The 17,120-nt window shown below is 65.0% G+C and carries 16 protein-coding genes; 6 read left to right on the top strand and 10 right to left on the bottom strand.

Annotated features, from left to right (window positions below):
* The 4 genes from AB7Z56_RS03705 to AB7Z56_RS03690 are packed head-to-tail and all read right to left on the bottom strand — an operon-like array spanning position 1 to position 4,019.
* Positions 1-819, bottom strand: a complete 819-nt coding sequence (locus tag AB7Z56_RS03705) for an ABC transporter permease (protein ID WP_063980681.1) — start codon at positions 817-819, stop codon at positions 1-3.
* Positions 812-1,585 carry an ABC transporter ATP-binding protein gene (locus AB7Z56_RS03700; protein ID WP_063980680.1) on the bottom strand — a complete coding sequence of 258 codons (774 nt, stop codon included), beginning with the start codon at positions 1,583-1,585 and terminating at the stop codon, positions 812-814. Before AB7Z56_RS03700 ends, AB7Z56_RS03705 begins: the two co-directional genes overlap by 8 nt.
* 16 nt (positions 1,586-1,601) lie before the next feature.
* A complete protein-coding gene (locus tag AB7Z56_RS03695; protein WP_063980679.1) occupies positions 1,602-2,606 on the bottom strand; it encodes an ABC transporter substrate-binding protein in 1,005 nt (334 codons plus the stop codon).
* 45 nt (positions 2,607-2,651) lie between these two features.
* Positions 2,652-4,019 carry an FAD-dependent oxidoreductase gene (locus tag AB7Z56_RS03690; protein ID WP_063980678.1) on the bottom strand — a complete coding sequence of 456 codons (1,368 nt, stop codon included), beginning with the start codon at positions 4,017-4,019 and terminating at the stop codon, positions 2,652-2,654.
* A gap of 110 nt (positions 4,020-4,129) precedes the next feature.
* Here AB7Z56_RS03690 and AB7Z56_RS03685 point away from each other — a divergent pair, with 110 nt between their 5' ends.
* A complete protein-coding gene (locus AB7Z56_RS03685) occupies positions 4,130-5,014 on the top strand; it encodes a LysR family transcriptional regulator (protein WP_063980677.1) in 885 nt (294 codons plus the stop codon).
* A gap of 44 nt (positions 5,015-5,058) precedes the next feature.
* Here AB7Z56_RS03685 and AB7Z56_RS03680 read toward each other — a convergent pair whose 3' ends face one another.
* Positions 5,059-7,095 carry a methyl-accepting chemotaxis protein gene (locus AB7Z56_RS03680; protein WP_441256165.1) on the bottom strand — a complete coding sequence of 679 codons (2,037 nt, stop codon included), beginning with the start codon at positions 7,093-7,095 and terminating at the stop codon, positions 5,059-5,061.
* A 17-nt stretch (positions 7,096-7,112) separates the two neighbouring features.
* Positions 7,113-8,102: a TRAP transporter substrate-binding protein gene (locus AB7Z56_RS03675; RefSeq protein WP_231145451.1), complete on the bottom strand. Its 990-nt coding sequence runs from the start codon at positions 8,100-8,102 to the stop codon at positions 7,113-7,115.
* Positions 8,103-8,301: 199 nt separating this feature from the next.
* Here AB7Z56_RS03675 and AB7Z56_RS03670 point away from each other — a divergent pair, with 199 nt between their 5' ends.
* Complete coding sequence (locus AB7Z56_RS03670) at positions 8,302-8,550, top strand: hypothetical protein (protein ID WP_231143801.1); 249 nt, start codon at positions 8,302-8,304, stop codon at positions 8,548-8,550.
* Positions 8,551-8,573: 23 nt separating this feature from the next.
* Here the strand turns inward: AB7Z56_RS03670 and AB7Z56_RS03665 are convergent, their stop codons facing one another.
* Both AB7Z56_RS03665 and AB7Z56_RS03660 read right to left on the bottom strand, forming a co-directional pair.
* Entirely contained in the window at positions 8,574-9,494 is a 921-nt protein-coding gene (locus AB7Z56_RS03665; protein WP_063980675.1) for a TonB family protein, read from the bottom strand.
* 61 nt (positions 9,495-9,555) lie between these two features.
* Entirely contained in the window at positions 9,556-10,356 is an 801-nt protein-coding gene (locus tag AB7Z56_RS03660; protein ID WP_063980674.1) for an enoyl-CoA hydratase-related protein, read from the bottom strand.
* Positions 10,357-10,515: 159 nt separating this feature from the next.
* On the opposite strand from AB7Z56_RS03660, the gene AB7Z56_RS03655 reads away from it, so the two are divergent.
* Positions 10,516-11,490, top strand: a complete 975-nt coding sequence (locus AB7Z56_RS03655; RefSeq protein ID WP_063986031.1) for a 2-dehydropantoate 2-reductase — start codon at positions 10,516-10,518, stop codon at positions 11,488-11,490.
* Between the two features lie 3 nt (positions 11,491-11,493).
* On the opposite strand, the gene AB7Z56_RS03650 is transcribed toward AB7Z56_RS03655, so the two are convergent.
* Positions 11,494-12,171: an alpha/beta hydrolase family protein gene (locus AB7Z56_RS03650; RefSeq protein ID WP_063980673.1), complete on the bottom strand. Its 678-nt coding sequence runs from the start codon at positions 12,169-12,171 to the stop codon at positions 11,494-11,496.
* Positions 12,172-12,299: 128 nt separating this feature from the next.
* Between AB7Z56_RS03650 and AB7Z56_RS03645 the strand changes: the two genes are divergently transcribed.
* The gene (locus AB7Z56_RS03645; protein WP_063980672.1) at positions 12,300-13,445 is read left to right on the top strand and encodes an acyl-CoA dehydrogenase family protein; all 1,146 of its coding nucleotides are present in this window, start codon (positions 12,300-12,302) and stop codon (positions 13,443-13,445) included.
* Between the two features lie 6 nt (positions 13,446-13,451).
* On the opposite strand, the gene AB7Z56_RS03640 is transcribed toward AB7Z56_RS03645, so the two are convergent.
* Entirely contained in the window at positions 13,452-14,426 is a 975-nt protein-coding gene (locus tag AB7Z56_RS03640; RefSeq protein ID WP_063980671.1) for a helix-turn-helix domain-containing protein, read from the bottom strand.
* 158 nt (positions 14,427-14,584) lie between these two features.
* Here AB7Z56_RS03640 and AB7Z56_RS03635 point away from each other — a divergent pair, with 158 nt between their 5' ends.
* Together AB7Z56_RS03635 and AB7Z56_RS03630 are read left to right on the top strand one after the other, a co-directional pair.
* On the top strand, positions 14,585-15,310 hold the full coding sequence (locus AB7Z56_RS03635) for an alpha/beta fold hydrolase (protein ID WP_354234095.1): 726 nt from the start codon (positions 14,585-14,587) through the stop codon (positions 15,308-15,310).
* Positions 15,311-15,508: 198 nt separating this feature from the next.
* The gene (locus AB7Z56_RS03630) at positions 15,509-17,119 is read left to right on the top strand and encodes an ABC transporter substrate-binding protein (protein WP_063980669.1); all 1,611 of its coding nucleotides are present in this window, start codon (positions 15,509-15,511) and stop codon (positions 17,117-17,119) included.
* Position 17,120: the final 1 nt, after the last annotated feature.

Genomic DNA, 17,120 nt, shown 5'->3' with positions numbered 1-17,120 from the left:
CTACCGCCAGTGCAGCAACCGCGTCTCCAGCCAGCCGATCACCTTCCCCACCACAAGCCCGAACACCGACAGGATCACCACGCCCGCGAGCAGCTGGTCCGTCTGCATCAGATTGCCGGCCTGAAGCACGAAGGCGCCGATGCCATACTGGGCGCCGATCATCTCGGCACTGACGACGAGCAGCAGTGCGACAGACGCGGTGATGCGGAAGCCGGCGAGGATGGCGGGCAGCGCGCCGGGCCAGATCACCTTGCGCACGATGGTGGCGAAGGGAACGTTGAAACTCTGCGCCATGCGGATGAGGTTGCGCGGCACCGCATCGACGCCGCTATAGACCGAGATTGCGGTCGAGAAGAACACGCCGAGCGCAATGGTCGCGATCTTCGGCTCTTCGCCGATGCCGAGCCAGAGAATGAGCAATGGCAGAAGTGCGATCTTCGGGATCGGGAACAGCGCCGAGATGAAGGTGATGCCGACGCTGCGCGCAAGCCGCGACAGGCCGATGGCGAAGCCGACCGCGACGCCGGCCGCCGTTCCCAGCACCCAGCCGACGCCGATGCGCAGGATCGAGGCCGACAGATGCTGCCACAGCGCGCCTGACATCGCGAGCTCGTAGATCGCGCGCGCGATCGCAGCCGGCGCCGGCAGGAACAGCGGATTGACGAGCCCGGCGCTGCCGGCCGCCTGCCAGATCGCGATGACGAGGGCGAGCGCGATCCAGCCGCCGAAGCGGCTGCTGGCGGGCACGAAGCCGGCGCCGCGAAAACGGACGCGCCGCGTCGTGTCGTCCTTCGCAGACGTCCCCGCGCGATCAAGCATGCTGGACCTCGCGCTCGGCGTCGATCGCCTCGTTGCGGATCAGCGACCAGATCTGGTTCTGAAGCGCCAGCAGCTTTTCACGCGCAGCGATCTCGCCGCGCTCGGTGCGCGTCATCGGTACGGCCACGACTTCGCGAATACGGCCCGGCCGCCGCGACAGCACCACGATGCGGTCGGCGAGCCGTGCGGCTTCCTCGAGATTGTGGGTGACATAGACTGCGCCCATGCCGCCATCGGCGAGCAGGCGGACGAAGTCTTCCATCAAAAGTTCGCGGGTCTGCGAATCCAGCGCCGACAGCGGCTCGTCCATCAGCAGGATGGCGGGCTTGACCGCAAGCGCGCGCGAAATGCCGACGCGCTGGCGCATGCCGCCGGAAAGCTGCTTCGGATAGGTTGTGCGAAAATCGGTCAAGCCGGTGCGGCGCAGGGCATCGTCGACCAGCGCGCGGCGCTGCACGGCCGAGAGCTGGGTATGCAGCAGCGGGAATTCGACATTCTCCTCCACCGTCGCCCAGGGCAGCAGCGCGAAATCCTGGAACACGAAGGTCAGCGGATTGAGACTGTCCGCCGGCGGCGATCCGCGCAGCTCGGGCGCGCCCGACGATGGCTGCAACAGTCCGCCGAGAATCGACAGCAGCGTGCTTTTGCCACATCCCGAAGGCCCGACGATCGCCACCACCTCGCCGGCACCGACGGTGAAGGAAACGTCGTCGAGCACGGCGAGGTCACCGAAGCGATGGCTGATGTGGTTGGCGATCAGGTCCATAAGCTGCGTTCTACTCTCAATCCGCCTTCACAAAATCCTTGGCAATGATCGTGTTCACATCAAAGCCCTTGTCCGCGAATCCCTGCTCTTGGAGCCATTTGATCTGGTTGTCGACGTTCTTGACGTCCAGCTTGCCGTCGGGATCGATATAGGCGCAATTGCCGACCACCTGCTCGACCGGCAAATTGGTGTATTTGGCGATGATCTCCAGCAGCGGCCTGGTCTTGTCGTTGATGGGGGCGACGCCGTCCTTCATGGCTGCGAGGATGACGTCGTGATATTCGCGGTCGGCTTTCGCGAGCACGCCGAGAAATTTCGTCACCAGCACCTTGTTGGTCAGCGTCTTCGGCGAAGCGAACACTGCGCCGAGCTGCCACGGCGTCTCGTCGCCGACCCATCCCAAAAACTTCGCGCCGCCTTCGTCCATCAGCTTTCGCGCGGTGGAGATCGGCAGCAGCGCCGCATCGACCGTCTCGCCCTTCAAGGCGGCGGCCGCGTTCGACAGCGATTGCAGCGGCACGATCTTCACGTCGGCGAGCTTGAAACCGTATTTGTCGGCGAGCAGCCCCAGCGAATAGTGGAAGGACGAGCCAACCTGCGTCACGGCTACGCGCTTGCCCGCGAGGTCCTTCGGCGTCTTCAGCCCGGCGGCATAGGCGTTGTTGCTGGCGAAATAGCCGATCAGGGGATAACCGGCCTTCTCTCGGCTCATGCCGCCGATCACTTTCAGCGTGCCCTTGCCGGCGAGATTGTAGAGACCGGCGGTGAATGCGGTGACGCCGAAATCGACGTCGCCCGATGTGGTCGCCACCGCGATCGGCTGCGCCGCATCGAAGAACTTCAGCTCGACGTCGAGACCGGCCTCGCGGAAATAGCCCTTGTCCTGCGCAATGAAGACGGGCGCGGACGACGACAGGCGGAGCACGCCGACCCTGGCCTTCAGCGCGTCTTCGGCCCGGGCCGTGCCCATCGCTGTGATCGCCATCAGGCCAGCCAGTGCGAGCCGCGCAATCCCGATCATTCCGTCTCCTCCGTCGTCGTTCTCTCGGTCGTAATGTTACAACCGTCACAAACCTTCAGGCACGGGCTGGTCCCGCCCGATGAAGGCGCCCTGTTGTTTCAACGTTTCCTGTAATTTTTCAATGGGGATATCGCGCGGGATGCGGTTTCCTGAGAGCGCGAGCGCCGCGGCGGAACCGGCGGCCTCCCCCATCACGAAACAGGCACCGGACACCCGCGCCGCCGACTGGCCCTCATGGGTCATCGAGGCGCAGCGGCCGGCGACGAGGAGATTGTCGACGCCCTCGGGCACCAGCATCCGGTAAGGCAGCTCGTTATAGCCGCGCGATTCCGGGATTGGCGGGAACGTGAAGACGACGTCGCCGGGAACATGGGCCTCGATCGGCCAGCCATTGACGCCGATGGAATCCGCGAACGAGGCGCAGCCGAGCACATCCTCGCCGCTGAGCTGGTAGCCGCCCTTGATGCGGCGGGTCTCGCGGATACCGAGCTGCGGCGGCAAATCGACGATGTAGGACTTTTCGAAGCCCGGCACGGTGCTGCGCAGGAACTCGAATGCGGCCAGCGCCTGCTTGCGGCCCTCGATCTCGCCGCGGGTGAGGTCGTCGGGCTCGATGCCGTTGATGGCATGGCCGTCCTCACGCGCCACTTGGGTGAAATTCACCCGCCATTCGATGCCTGATTTCTGCGGCCGCACGATTGCGCTCTTGCGCGGGAATGTGTGGGTGCCGGCGGCGATCGCCTTCTCCATCAATTGCGGGATGGTGCGCCAGGCATCGCCAGCCTTCTCGGGATCGATGCCGTTGAGGCGGAGCATCATCGAGGGGTACATCGGATGGCCGTGCTCGTCACCGAGCTCGAAGGGCGCCCCGGCCCAGACCGCGAGGTCGCCGTCGCCGGAGCAGTCGATAAAGATCTCGGCGCGGACGGCCTGCCGTCCGGCCTTGGTCTCGACCATCAGCGCATCGATGCGGCAGTTGTCGCCCATCACGACGCCGGCACCGAGCGCATGGAAGAGGATGTGCACCTTGTGGCTGGCGAGCAGCTCGTCGGCCGCGATCTTGTAGGCCGCGGTGTCATAGGCCTGGGCGAAGACCTTGCCGAGGATCAGGTGCGGTGCGTTGAGGCCGTTCAAATGATCGATCCGCGCCAGCAGATCGGACGCCATGCCCTGTACCAGCCGGTGGGCCTGGCCGTAGACATTGCCATGCAGGCCGCAGAAATTGGTGACGCCGGCAGCCGTGCCCATGCCGCCGAGGAAGCCGTAGCGCTCGATCAGCAGCGTCTTTCGTCCCGCGCGCGCCGCTGACGCCGCCGCCACGATGCCGGCGGGTCCGCCGCCGAGAACGACGACTTCATATTCGCCGTAGAGCGGCACCTGGCGTGCCGGTTCTTCGATCATCATGGCCCGCATGCGCGTCCGCTCCCAAAATCTCTTGCTTGAAGCCGACTATGAATTAACGCAGGGCGAGCTACAATCCACCAAAATACGCGATCAGCTTTCTCGAATCGAGAAAGGTCGACATGGACATCCTGGTGAACCTTCAGGCCTTCCTCGCCACCGCGGATACGGCCGGATTCTCCGCCGCCGCGCGCAAGCTCAATGTCTCGACCTCGGTCGTGGCCAAGCGCGTCACGCAACTGGAGGCGCGGATCGGCGCGCCGCTGTTCCATCGCTCGACCCGGCAATTACGCCTGACGGAAGCCGGCCAGCGCTATGTGCATCGCGCCCGCAGTGTCGTCGCCGATGCCACCGACCTGCTCTCGCGGATGGGCGAGAAGGGACACGATCTCGTCGATCACCTCCGCATCAAGGCGCCGACCTCGCTCACCGTGGCGCGCCTTGCCGACGCCTTCAGCGCCTTCCAGACGCAGAACCCGCGATTGAAACTCGAGATCGTGCTGATCGACCGCCCGGTCGATCCCGTCACCGAAGGCTTTGACATCGCCATCGGCGCCTTCCCTCATTCCTTCGGCGGTGTGGTCGACGAGCCGCTGTGTCCGCTGAAGCGGCTGCTCTGCGCCTCACCGGCCTATTTGAAGAAGCACGGCGCGCCAAAGCACCCGCGCGACCTTGTCGACCATCGCTGCCTCAGCTTCCTGCCGACGGGACCGGAGTGGATCTTCGACGGCCCGCGCGGGCGCATCAGCATCCAGGTCAGCCCGCTGCTCTCCTCCAACGAGGGCCATGTGCTGGCGCGCAGCGCGATCGCCGGCAACGGCATCGCGCTGATCTCCCATTATCTCGTGGCGGATGCCCTGCGCGACGGTACGCTCAAGCCGGTGCTGCGCGACTTTCCAATTCCCGAGCTGTGGGTCAAGGCCGCGATCCCCGAGCGGCGGCGCAACGCCGCCGCGGTGCAGGCGCTCTTGCGCGAATTGAAGAGCGCGCTGCTACCGGTGCTGTAAGGCCGCCTCGTTCGCCCCCGTGGCGTCCCCGGTTTTCCCGGGGTTCAGGCCGCCGAGCGGATGGTGTGGAGGAAATCGTCGACGTTCGACCTCATCGAATCCGCCTGCTGCTTCAGGGCGGCTGCGACCGTCAGGGCGGCTTCGGCGCCGGCGTCGGTCTCGCCTGCCACGGCGCGCACCTGCCCGATTTCCTGCGTCACCGCCGAGGTGCCGTTGGCCGCCTCTTCGACGTTGCGCGCGATTTCGCCCGTGGCCGCGCCCTGCTCTTCGACGGCCGCGGCAATCGCCGTGGCGATGTCGGCCATTTCCTTGACGGTGGAGCCGAACTGCCTGATCGCCTGAACCGATTGGCCGGTCGCACTCTGGATCGTCGCGATCTGGCTGGCGATCTGCTCGGTCGCCTGCGCCGTTTGGGTGGCGAGACTCTTGACCTCGCTGGCGACGATCGCGAAGCCCCGGCCGGCGTCGCCGGCGCGCGCCGCTTCGATGGTCGCGTTCAGCGCCAGCAAATTGGTCTGGCTGGCGATGGCCTGAATCAGCTGAATGATGGTGCCGATCTTCTCAGCCGCATCCGACAGCCCATGCATCAATTCTGAGGTGCGGTTGGTCTCGTCGGTCGCCCTGTTCGAGACCGCGACGGAGCGGTGCACCTGGCTCGAGATTTCACGGATCGAGGCCGCGAGTTGCTGGGTGGCGGAGGCGACGGTCTGCACATTCATCGATGCCTGCTCGGCGCGGGTCGCGACCGCTTCGGCGAGCCCGCGTCCGCGTTCGGCGACCTTTGCCAACTCCTCGGCGCTGCGCCCCATGTCGTCGGCACGGCCGCCGACACCGGAAATGACTCCCTGCATGCCCTGCTCGAAGCGGCCGGCAAGATCCGACATCATGCGGGCGCGGTCAGCCTCGCTGGCTTCGCGCTGTGCCGTCGCCTCGCCTTCCATGCGGCGAACCGCCAGCGCGTTTTCGCGGAACACCTCGACGGCGCGCGCCATGCGGCCGATTTCGTCGCGCGAGTCGCCGCCGGGGATCGGCTCATCGAGCTCGCCCGCCGCCAGCGATTGCATCCGGTCGGTCATGCTGCGAATCGGACCGGACACGCTGGCGCCGATCAACCACGCCAGCACCGCTCCCAGCAGCAGCGCGCCGGTCGCGGTCGCGATGACGGTCTGCTTGGTCTGATCGACCGCTGCCGCGGTCTTGTCGCCCTGCTCGGCGCGCACAGTGCCGAGCTTCGCGTTGATCTTGTTGACGTGGTCGTCGATGGCCGCACTGGCCTTCTTCAATTCGGCCTGCCTGGCGCGCAGATCGGCGGCCACCTTGATGACCTCGTCCAGCGCGGCCGCGTCGGCAGTGATCGCGGTCTTGAGCGCGGCGATCAGCGCCTTCAGTTTGGCGTCGTTCGCCCCCGCCAGCTCAGCCTCGGTGTCCGCGATCGCCAGCTGGGCGTAGGACAAGGCCTGCTTGGCGTCGTCGGCATCGCCCGTCGACAAAGTGGAGCCATAGCGCATCACGGTGATCCGCAGTGCGTCAACGACGCCGGCCAGACGCATCGGGTTGACCAGCCGTTCCGCGTCTTCGGACCGGTTGGCGAGCGCAACCTGAATGCCGCTGACATTGAGGCCGGCGGCTGCACCCTGGGCGTCGGTTTTCGTGGTCGCGGCGCGCAGCCGATCCGCCGCCTCCGCTGCCGCGGTGAACGACGAGCGATAGGTTTCCAGCGCGGTCTTGACCGGGCCGATGCCTTCCGCGATCGCTTGCAGCTTGCCGAACTGCCGGTCGACCTGATCGGCCAGTTTGCCGACGCCGTCGATCGCCTTGGCCGCGGCATCCTTGTCGCCGACATTCCAGGTTCGGATGAATTTCTCGACCGCCGAGTTCGCCTCCAGAAGCGCGGCCCGCGCCTGTGACATGCCGGCGTCGCCGGCAGCGCTGGTCACGAGCTCATTGACCGTTCCGCCGATCCGCTCGACCTGGACCATGGCGAAGCCCCCGAGCAGGACCAGAAAGCTGAGAACCAGCGCGAAGCCGCCGAACACGCGCGGACGAACGCCGACGCGGGACATCATGTGCGATAATTTCATGGCAAATCCGAAATTCTTCAACGGGTGGAGCGGATGGCGGCGAGCAGATCCTTGCCGAACCGCTTCTCGAATTCCTGATCGAGCGGTTTGACCGCGTCGACGAACGGCTGGCGATCGAATGTCTCGATGACGTCCATGCCGCCGCTACGCACCTGCTCGAGCGACGCGGCATCGAGCTTCGCCTGCCAGGTCGCCTCCGCTCCCTCCTTCGCCAGCGCGATCAGCATGGCCTGGTCGGCCGGCGGAAGCTGTTCGAACATGGCACGGTTGGCGACGAATGCGATCGGCGCGAAGAAGTGACCGGTCAGCGTGAGGTATTTCTGGACTTCGTAGAGCCGGGAGCCGGCGATGGTCGGCACCGGATTTTCCTGCCCATCGAGCCGGCCGTCCTTCAGCGCGGTATAGACCAGCGGAAATTCCATCGGGACCACTTCGGCGCCGAGCGCCTTGAACGTCATCTGGTAGATCTCGTTCGGAATGACGCGAATCTTGAGCCCTTTGATATCCTCGGGCGAGCGAACCGGCCGTTTGGAATTCGTGACGTTGCGAAATCCCTGTCGGCCGATCGCCAGCAGCGTCAGCCCCTTGTCGGCGAATTTAGTGGCGATCGCCGCGCCGGCCGGACCTTGCGCCACGGCCTTCGCGTGGGCTGTGTCGCGGAACAGGAAGGGAATGTCGAACACGCCAAGTTCGGGGACGACCGAACTGACCACAGACCCCGACAGCACCGCCATATCGACCGAGCCGGCCCGGGTCGCCGCCAGGATGGCGTTCTCGCTGCCGAGCGCGTTGGTGGCCCGCTCGTCGATCACGATGCGCTTGCCGGCCGACGCCACCAGCTTCTGGCGAAACTCATCGGCTCCGATTTGCTGCGGGCTCCCCAGCTGGGAATTGAACGCCAGAGAGATCAATCGCGGTGAAGCGGCAGCCGATTGCAGAACCAGCAGCCCCGCCGCCGCGGCGACGATCGATCCGGCTTTCCAAAGTCCCAAAACTTGTCTGTGCATTCGACACCATGGCGTGACAATTGTCGTAACCCTAATGGCGGGGAATGATTGAACCCTTAAGGAAGGCCCCGCGGAATTACGGAGATTCGCCTCGATCCGCCGCCGACGAGATTTGGGACAGAGGTCCGATGCAGATGGTATCGGATTGCTATGTGATAATGAGTGGTTCGGGGGAATGACGATGGGATCAAGGATAAACGTGGCCGCCGCCATCGCGATCGGCATCATGGGCGGTACGGCCCCGGCCCGCGCCGAGGTCGCGCAATGCCGGCTCATACAGGCCAAGCCGGAGCGCGAAGCGTGTTACCAACGTCAGGAAGCCGCGCTGGCCGCCAAGCGCAAGCCGGAGCCGAGCGCGGAAAGCAAGACGCTCGAATCGATGCGCCAGATGCGGCAGGACGACGATGCCGTCTATCGCAGCATCAACAACATCTGCCGCGGCTGCTGAGATCGCAACCGAGCTCAAGGCGCCTAACGTTCCGACTGATTTCGATAGATCAGTGAGATCACGAAGGCCTCGATCGACCTGCTGCCGGGAGGCAATGGCGGGAACGGTTGTGCCTGCCTAAGGGTATTGAGCGCCGCCTCATCCAGCATGGCCGAGCCTGAGCTGGTTTTCACGCTGCTCGCCGCGAGCAATCCCCAGCGGGTGATGCTGAATGCAAGCTCCGCCACCCCTTCGACCCTGTCGCTGACGGCCTGCCGCGGATAGGACTTTTCGATTTGCAGCCGCGCAACCAACATGCGGCCGTATTCATCGATGGATTTCACACCGGCGCCCTTCGCCGCGCGCACATTGTCACGCGCCAGCGTGCTGCGGCCGTCGCTCGGGTCACGCTTGAGCAACCGGTCATAGTCCGCGATCGCGAGATCGAATGCCTTTTTCCGGCTGTAAGCCCATGCGCGATCCGCATAGGCGTCCCCGGAACGAGGATCGAGCTTGATCGCCCGTGTCATGTCGGCGATCCCAGCATCGAACTGTCGCAGCAAAACGTATCTCCGCCCCCGGGACAACAGGCGCGATGGCGCCGGATCAAGCCGGAGCGCCGCATCGAAATCCTTGAACGCGGCGTCATCTTCGAGACGGTACCAGTGCAGGAAACCGCGATGCATGAAGGCGTCAGCATTCCCCGGATGATTTGCAATCGCTTCGTCGAAATCGGTCAAGGCATGTGCGAAGTCGTCCTTGTCAAAATAGGCATCGGCGCGGCGGGCCAGCAGTCGGGATCGGCTCTCCTTGTTCTTCTCCTGATCGAGCAGTCTTGTGCAGATCTCGATGCGTATGTTGGAGGCAACCTTCTCGTCATTGCAGACGACGCTGTCATCGGAGCTTGCATGACCGGGCCAGATTGCGACGAGCAACGGCAGTGCAAGAATGAACTTCCGACGCATGACCTCTCAGCCCCCACACTCTCGATAGTGGTGGCCATCCAGCACATCGCCGGAGCAAAATCTACCCTTGGTTGCTCCAACGCCCCGCGCGCTTTTCGGCGAACGACGCTAGGCCCTCCGCCGCCTCCGCGCTCTGACGCTTGACCGAATGCAGGTGCACGAGCCGCTTGTACGCGGCATCGTCCACCGCCATCCCGCCAAACGAGCTCTCCAGCGCGAGCCGCTTGGTCTCGGCCATCGCCTCCGGTCCGTTGGCAAGGAGCTGCTCGACCACCTTGGCGCCGGCAGCCTCCAGCTCGGCGAGCGGGACGACCTCGTGGACGAGGCCGATGCGGCGGGCGTCTTCGGCGCCGAAGCGTTCGCCTGTCAGCGCGTAACGGCGGACTTGCCGTACACTAATGGCATCGCAAAGCTGCGGGATGATGATCGCGGCGGTCAGCCCCCAGCGCACCTCCGTGATCGAAAACAGCGCATTGTCCGCCGCGATCACGACGTCGCAAGCGGCAATCACGCCGGTGCCGCCGCCAAAACAGCCGCCCTGTACCAGCGCGATGGTCGGGATTGGCAAGGTATTGAGCCGCTGCACGGCCTCGAAGGTCGCCCGCGACGCCGCCTCGTTCGCCTCAGCCGATTGCGGCCGCACGCCGTTGATCCATTTGAGGTCGGCGCCGGCCTGGAAATGCTTGCCATTGCCCCGGAGCACGACGACGCGAAGGTTGGACTTCCTGCCGAGATCGTCCATGGCCGCGAGCACGCCTGCGATCAATGCGCCGTCATAGGCATTGTTCACTTCAGGCCGGTTCAACGTGACGGTCGCAACCCCACGCTCATCGAGGGTCCACAGGACGGGGTTGGCAGTCATCGGCGATCCTCCGGTCATCTTGTTTGCCGCCCACTATGGCTGAGGCAACTCATCCCGATCCATATCTTTCCGGCGTAGGGCGGCCGCGTCCATCGCATGGCGGCTTGTGTCATGCTGCTGCCGGGCGACATCACGGGATCAGGGACGGGACATCACACCATGCGCATCTGCATTTTCGGCGCGGGCGCCGTCGGCAGCCATATCGCGGTCAGGCTGGCCCGCGCCGGCCATGAGGTCTCGTGCGTGATGCGCGGCGCCCATCTGGAGGCGGTCCGCGCCAATGGCCTGAAGCTGCGCGTCGGCGATTCCGAGGTCACCGCCAAGGTGAACGCCTCCGGCGATGCGGCCCAGCTCGGCCCGCAGGACGTCGTGATCAGCACGCTCAAGGCGACCGCGCTGACGGGCCTGGTCGCCAGCATAAAACCGCTGCTCCATGACGACACCGCGATCGTCTTTGCGCAGAACGGTATTCCCTGGTGGTACGGCATCGGCCTGCCGCCGCGGCATCCGACGCCGCCCGACATTTCCTTCCTCGACCCCGGCGGGCGCTTGCGCGCTTGCATCCCGAAAGAGCGGATCGTCGGCGGCGTCGTCTTCTCCTCCAACGAGGTGACCGCGCCCGGTGTGGTGCAGAACCTGACGCCGGACCGCAACCGCCTGCTGATCGGCGAATGCGACGACCGCAATTGCGAGCGCATCACCAGGCTTCGCGGCGTTCTCAACGATGCTCGGCTGGAATCGCCGCCGGTGGCGGAGATCCGCGAGGCGATCTGGTCAAAGCTCCTGACCAACATGTCACTGTCGGTGCTGTGCCTGCTCACCGGCCAGACCGCGCGCGGAGTGCGCGACGACCCGGCCTTTGCCGAGGTCATTCCGCGCATGCTGAACGAGGCTAACGACATCGCGCAGCACTTCATCCCCGAGGTCAAGCGCGTGACGCGCAGCGGCCCCGCCCCCAACCACAAGCCGTCGCTGCTCCAGGATTACGAGCTCGGCCGCGCCATGGAGATCGACGTGCTGGTGAAGGCGCCCGCCGCCTTCGCCCGCACCGCCGGCCTGTCGACGCCGACGCTCGACCTGATCGCCGCGCTCGCGATCCAGAAGGCGCGGGACAAGGGGCTTTATTCCGCTTGAGCCTTAAGCGAGCTCATCGATCCAGGCCGCCAGCGTATCGAGCACCTCTGTGAGGGCCTCTTCATTCGTCCGGCCGGACTTCTTCAGCACCGCGAAGGAATGATCGCCGCCGGCGACCTCGTGCAGCGTCGCCTTCGGGCCGAGCTGCGCGATCACGGGCTTGAGGAGGCCGAGATCGGCAAGCCCGTCACGCGTGCCTTGCAGGAACAGCATCGGGATCTCGACATGGACCAGGTGCTCGGCGCGCTCCGTCGACGGCTTTTTGTCGGCGTGCAGGGGAAAGCCGAGGAAGGCGAGCCCTTTGACGTCAGGTAGCGGCGCCTTGGACTGCGCCTGCGAGGTCATGCGCCCGCCGAACGACTTTCCGCCGGCAACGAGCTTCAAGCCGGGGCAGAGCCGCGCTGCCTCCTCGACGGCCGCACGGATGGCGGCATGCGCGACCGCAGGCTGATCGGGACGCCCCAGCCTCTTCTCCATGTAGGGGAAATTGAAGCGAAGCGTCGCAATGCCTCGACCGGCGAGCCCCTCCGCAATCTTGTCCATCGATGCATGGCGCATGTCGGTACCGGCGCCGTGCGCAAGGACGTAGCAGGCGCGCGCATTGTCCGGCTGCGTCAGGATCGCCGAGACCGTGCCGATGCGCTCGATGTCGAGCTTGAGCTCCTGCATTTTGACAGCCAAGATCAGACACCCCGACAGACGCGTTTTCCGGCCGCCTTGGTAGCGTCACCGGCGCAGCCTGAAAACACAATAATTGCCGCCGCCGACCAGCCTACCAAGGCCGGAAAGCCGCATTGACCGAGGTGACCATGTCCTACCGCTCCTCCTGGATGACCGAAGAGCTCGAAATCTTCCGCGACCAGTTCCGGAAATATCTGGCCAAGGATCTGGCGCCGCATGCCGAGAAATGGCGCGAGCAGAAGATGGTCGACCGCTTCGCCTGGCGCGGGCTCGGCGAGATGGGCGCCCTGCTGGCGAGCGTGCCGGAGGAATATGGCGGCCTCGGCGCCACCTTCGCCTATGACGCCGCCGTGCTCGACGATCTCGAAAGCACGGTGCCGGAGCTCACCACCGGCGTCTCCGTGCACAGCGCCATCGTCGCGCACTACATCCTCAACTACGGCTCGGAGGAGCAAAGGAAGCGCTGGCTGCCGAAGATGGCTTCCGGCGAGATGGTCGGTGCCATCGCCATGACCGAGCCCGGCACCGGCTCGGACCTGCAGGCCGTCAAGACCACCGCGAAGAAGCAGGGCAATTCCTACGTCATCAACGGCCAGAAGACTTTTATTACCAACGGCCAGGCCGCCGATCTCGTCGTCGTGGTCGCGCGCACCGGCGATGTGGGTGCCAAGGGCATTTCGCTGATCGTGGTCGAGACCGCGGGCGCGGACGGCTACAAGCGCGGGCGCAACCTCGACAAGATCGGCCTGCATGCCTCCGACACGTCAGAACTGTTCTTCGACAACGTCACGGTGCCGCCGGAAAACCTGCTCGGCAAGGAGGAAGGCCAGGGTTTTGTCCAGCTGATGCAGCAATTGCCGCAGGAGCGCCTCGCGCTTGCGGTTGGCGCGGTCGCCTCGATGGAGCGCGCGGTCAAGCTCACCACCGAATACACCAAGGAACGGAAGGCGTTCGGCAAGCCGCTGATGGATTTCCAGAACACCGCCTTCACGCTCGCCGAGCGCAAGACCGAAGCGATGATTGCGCGCGTCTTCGTCGACTGGTGCATTGAGCGCCTCGTCGCCGGGGATCTCGACACCGTCACGGCGTCGATGGCGAAATACTGGTGCTCGGACAAGCAGGTCCAGACCGCCGACGAATGCCTCCAGCTGTTCGGCGGCTACGGTTACATGCAGGAATACCCGATCTCCCGCATCTTCATCGATTCCCGCATCCAGAAGATCTATGGCGGCACCAACGAGATCATGAAGCTGCTGATCGCGAGGTCGCTGTAGCTCTGTTCATCGCGCACGCCAATCGCGTGGGCGGCAGCCGAAGCGCTGCTTGAAGCGCCGCGCGAAGTGGGAGAGATCGGAGAACCCCCAGTCGAAGGCGATAGCGCCGATCGCGCGGCCGCCCGATGCCGGATCCTTCAGGTCGGCCGCCGCGCCCACGAGGCGGCGATCGATCACGTAGTCCGAAAATGTCGTGCCGGAGCGTTCGAACAGCTTGTGGACATAGCGCTCGCTGATGCCGACGGAGCCGGCGACCGCCGCGACCGTCAGTCCCGGCTCGCGCAGCCGCTCGTGAATGGCGCGGCGCAGCGCCAGCACGGTCGCGTCTGCAAAGCTTGCGGCTTCCGCCGTCTGCGCCCGCGAGCGGCGCGACAGGCTGAGCGCAACGAGATCGAGCAGCACGTCGAACAGCCGAATGCTGTCCTCTTCCGCCATCCGCAATGCGCCGGCGTTGAGGGAGCGCGCGGTCTCGACGATGAGGTGACCGACATGGGGATCGTCGGAGACGCGCTCGGCCCTGAAATCGAACGACGGCGGCAGCCGGTCGCGCAGGGCGCGCGACGGCACCCAGAACGAAGCGACCCCCAGCATCGGACCGCGATCGTGCAGCAGCGTCACCTCGCGGTCGCTGTCGACGATGCCGACCTGGCCGCGCGACAGGCTGACCTCGCTGTCGCCCTGGAGCATGCGGCAGCGCCCGGCCAGCTTGAAGTTGAGATAGAAGCAGCTCTCGGTCGATGCTGCGATATCGGCGCGCGAGCGATTGACGGTATGCTCGGGAAACATCACCCGGTTGATTGCGCCGGCGCCGAGCCCGATCGTCTCCACCTTCGCAGGGAAGCGCGACGTCGTCGCCGATTCCGGCGTCAGGTTCATGAATGCCTGGCAGATCGCCTCGCGGTAATAGGAAAACTGCTCGTCCGGCCGCGTCACTGCGGTGTTCCAGACGACGTGCCGCGGCCGGCTTGTGACCTGCTCCATCAGTTCGCTCCGAGACCAATCCGGTTCAGCGCCAGCCAAGCGGAAAATGGCCGGCCGGTTCACACTTCGCACAACAAGAATTGTCCGCTGCGCCTCGCGAGCGCCGCAAAGGACCCACGTCATGCCGATCTAACCACACCCTCGGGAGCAGCTACAACATGTCGACCTACGTTCTCGTCCATGGCGCCTGGCACACCGGTGCCGAGTTCGAACCCGTCGCGGCCCCGATCCGCGCCGCCGGCCACAAGGTCTATACGCCGACAATCAAGGGCAATCGCCCCGGCGATGCCAAGACGACCGGGCTGAAGGACGCGATCCAGTCGATCGCCGACTATCTCGCCGAAAACAATCTGAAGGACATCGTCCTGCTCGGCCATTCCTATGGCGGCATGATCATCACCGGCGTCGCCGACCTCGCGCCCGAGCGCATTCGCCGCCTGGTGTATTGGAATGCCTTCGTGCCCAACAACGGCGAATGCCTCAACGACATGGTGCCGCCGCACTTTATCGGGCTGTTCGAAGCGATCGCGGCCGAACGCGGCGACAGCTCTGTGGTGTTGCCCTTCCCGATCTGGCGCGAAACCTTCATCAACGATGCCGATCTCGAGACCGCGCAGCGCGCCTATGACGTGCTCAACCCGCATCCGTTCGCGACTTTCACCGACAAGATCGCGCTCAAGACCAATCCGGCGGAGATGCCGCTGGCAAAGTCCTACATCAACTGCACCGAGGACGTCGCGATGCCGCACAGCCATCCCTGGCATCCGCGGCTCTCGGAGAAGCTCGGCCTGTTCCGTCTGGTGCAGGTGCCGGGAAGCCACGAGCTGTGCTTCTCCGATCCGGCGCGGCTGGCCAAGGCGATCATGGAGGCGGGGCGCGACTGACGCGCGTCCGTCAAGAGCGCGACGACTTTCGACGATTGCTCCTACCGCCGGCTTCGGCGGCACAGCCCTTGCTTGTCCGCTAACGAATCCAGATCGGTAGAAGCAACCCCTGCTTGTCACGTGTGGCTCCCCGCCATACGCTGCCCGTGTTCGGCAACCGCCATCTGGTTTCGTTTTGCGTCAAGTCAGGAGAAGCGAATGGTTCACGTCTCGCGACGGAAACTGCTTCAGCTTGCGGCTGTTGCGCCATCGGCACTTCCTCTGGCCTGGACGTCGGTTGTATCTGCCGCGACCGGAAAGAAGACCCTGAGCGCGGTGATGCAATCGGACCTTCGCGTCACCGACCCTGGCTTCACGACAGCCATCATCACCCGCGACCATGGCTACATGGTCTACGATACGCTGCTCGGCATCGATTCCAGCTTCAAGGTGCAGCCGCAGATGGCCGACTGGACAGTGTCCGCGGACAAGCTGACCTACACCTTCACCTTGCGCGACGGCCTGAAGTGGCATGACGGTGCACCGGTGACGGCCGAGGATTGCGTGGCCTCCCTGAAGCGCTGGGGTACGAGCGTCGACGGCATGGCGCGCAAGCTGATGGACTTCACGGCCGGTATCGAAGCCGCGGACGCCAAAACAATCGTCTTCAAGCTGAAGGAGCCCTATGGCCTGGTGCTGGAGACGATCGCCAAGCCATCGTCGGTCTGCGCCTTCATGATGCCCAAGCGGCTTGCTGAAACCCCGATCACCAAGCAGATTCCCGAGCAGATCGGCTCCGGCCCGTTCAGATTCGTCGCGGCCGAATTCCAGCCCGGCGTGAAGGCCGTCTACGAAAAGAACACCGACTATGTGCCGCGCAAGGAGCCGGCCGAATGGACCTCGGGCGGCAAGGTGGCCAAGGTTGACCGGGTCGAGTGGATCACGATGCCGGACGCGCAGACCGCGCTCAACGCGCTGCAGTCAGGCGATGTCGATTTCGTCGAGACGCCGCCATTCGACATGCTGCCCGCGCTCGAGTCCAATCCGGACATCAACGTATCCATCCTGAACAAGTTCGGCTTCCAGTCGTTCGGCCGGATGAATTTTCTGCATCCGCCATTCGACAATGTGAAGATCCGCCGCGCCGCGATGCTGGCGATCAACCAGAAGGACGTGCTCGACGCGCAGATCGGCAATCCCAAATACTACAAGCTGTGCGGCGCGTTCTTCATCTGCGACACGCCGCTCGCCAGCGACGCCGGCGGCGAGACCCTGATAAAGGGCAACGGCATGGCGGACGCCAGGAAGGCGTTGGCCGAGGCCGGTTATGACGGCACGCCCGTGGTGATCCTGGCGCCGACCGATCAGATCCTGCTGAAGGCGCAGCCGGTCGTGGTCGCACAGCTGTTGCGCGACGCCGGCTTCAAGGTCGATCTGCAGGCGATGGACTGGCAGACCGTGGTCACCCGCCGGGCAATCCAGAAGCCGCCGAAGGAAGGTGGCTGGAACATGTTCTTTACCTACCAGGGCGCCGCCGACTCCTTGAACCCGCTGGTCAACGTCCCGATGGTCGGCAAGGGCACGAGTGGCGGCTGGTACGGCTGGTCCGAGGACCCCAAGCTCGAGGAGTTGCGCGATTCCTTTGCCCGCGCGACCTCGCCCGAGGAGCGCAAGAAGATCGCGCTTGAGGTGCAGAAGGAAGCCTACGACCAGGTGATCTACGTCCCGCTCGGCCAGTTCCAGGCGCCGAGCGCCTGGCGCAAATCGCTCACCGGCGTGATCGACGGCCCGGCGACGCCGATGTTCTGGAATGTAGACAAGAACGAGTAGC

Origin of the sequence: Bradyrhizobium sp. 482_C4_N1_8, assembly GCF_052075965.1 — a bacterium.
Classification (GTDB): domain Bacteria; phylum Pseudomonadota; class Alphaproteobacteria; order Rhizobiales; family Xanthobacteraceae; genus Bradyrhizobium; species Bradyrhizobium barranii.
The sequence above is the reverse complement of the archived record's forward strand: the minus strand, read 5'-3'. Positions and strand labels throughout refer to the sequence as shown.

Bases quoted from the DNA above. Each gene is read 5' to 3' on its own strand.
- AB7Z56_RS03640 (WP_063980671.1), bottom strand. From the start codon at position 14,426: ATGGAGCAGGTCACAAGCCGGCCGCGGCACGTCGTCTGGAACACCGCA.
- AB7Z56_RS03680 (WP_441256165.1), bottom strand. From the start codon at position 7,095: ATGAAATTATCGCACATGATGTCCCGCGTCGGCGTTCGTCCGCGCGTG.
- AB7Z56_RS03700 (WP_063980680.1), bottom strand. From the start codon at position 1,585: ATGGACCTGATCGCCAACCACATCAGCCATCGCTTCGGTGACCTCGCC.
- AB7Z56_RS03705 (WP_063980681.1), bottom strand. From the start codon at position 819: ATGCTTGATCGCGCGGGGACGTCTGCGAAGGACGACACGACGCGGCGC.
- AB7Z56_RS03690 (WP_063980678.1), bottom strand. From the start codon at position 4,019: ATGCGGGCCATGATGATCGAAGAACCGGCACGCCAGGTGCCGCTCTAC.
- AB7Z56_RS03695 (WP_063980679.1), bottom strand. From the start codon at position 2,606: ATGATCGGGATTGCGCGGCTCGCACTGGCTGGCCTGATGGCGATCACA.
- AB7Z56_RS03665 (WP_063980675.1), bottom strand. From the start codon at position 9,494: ATGCGTCGGAAGTTCATTCTTGCACTGCCGTTGCTCGTCGCAATCTGG.
- AB7Z56_RS03630 (WP_063980669.1), top strand. From the start codon at position 15,509: ATGGTTCACGTCTCGCGACGGAAACTGCTTCAGCTTGCGGCTGTTGCG.
- AB7Z56_RS03655 (WP_063986031.1), top strand. From the start codon at position 10,516: ATGCGCATCTGCATTTTCGGCGCGGGCGCCGTCGGCAGCCATATCGCG.
- AB7Z56_RS03685 (WP_063980677.1), top strand. From the start codon at position 4,130: ATGGACATCCTGGTGAACCTTCAGGCCTTCCTCGCCACCGCGGATACG.
- AB7Z56_RS03645 (WP_063980672.1), top strand. From the start codon at position 12,300: ATGTCCTACCGCTCCTCCTGGATGACCGAAGAGCTCGAAATCTTCCGC.
- AB7Z56_RS03635 (WP_354234095.1), top strand. From the start codon at position 14,585: ATGTCGACCTACGTTCTCGTCCATGGCGCCTGGCACACCGGTGCCGAG.
- AB7Z56_RS03660 (WP_063980674.1), bottom strand. From the start codon at position 10,356: ATGACTGCCAACCCCGTCCTGTGGACCCTCGATGAGCGTGGGGTTGCG.
- AB7Z56_RS03675 (WP_231145451.1), bottom strand. From the start codon at position 8,102: ATGCACAGACAAGTTTTGGGACTTTGGAAAGCCGGATCGATCGTCGCC.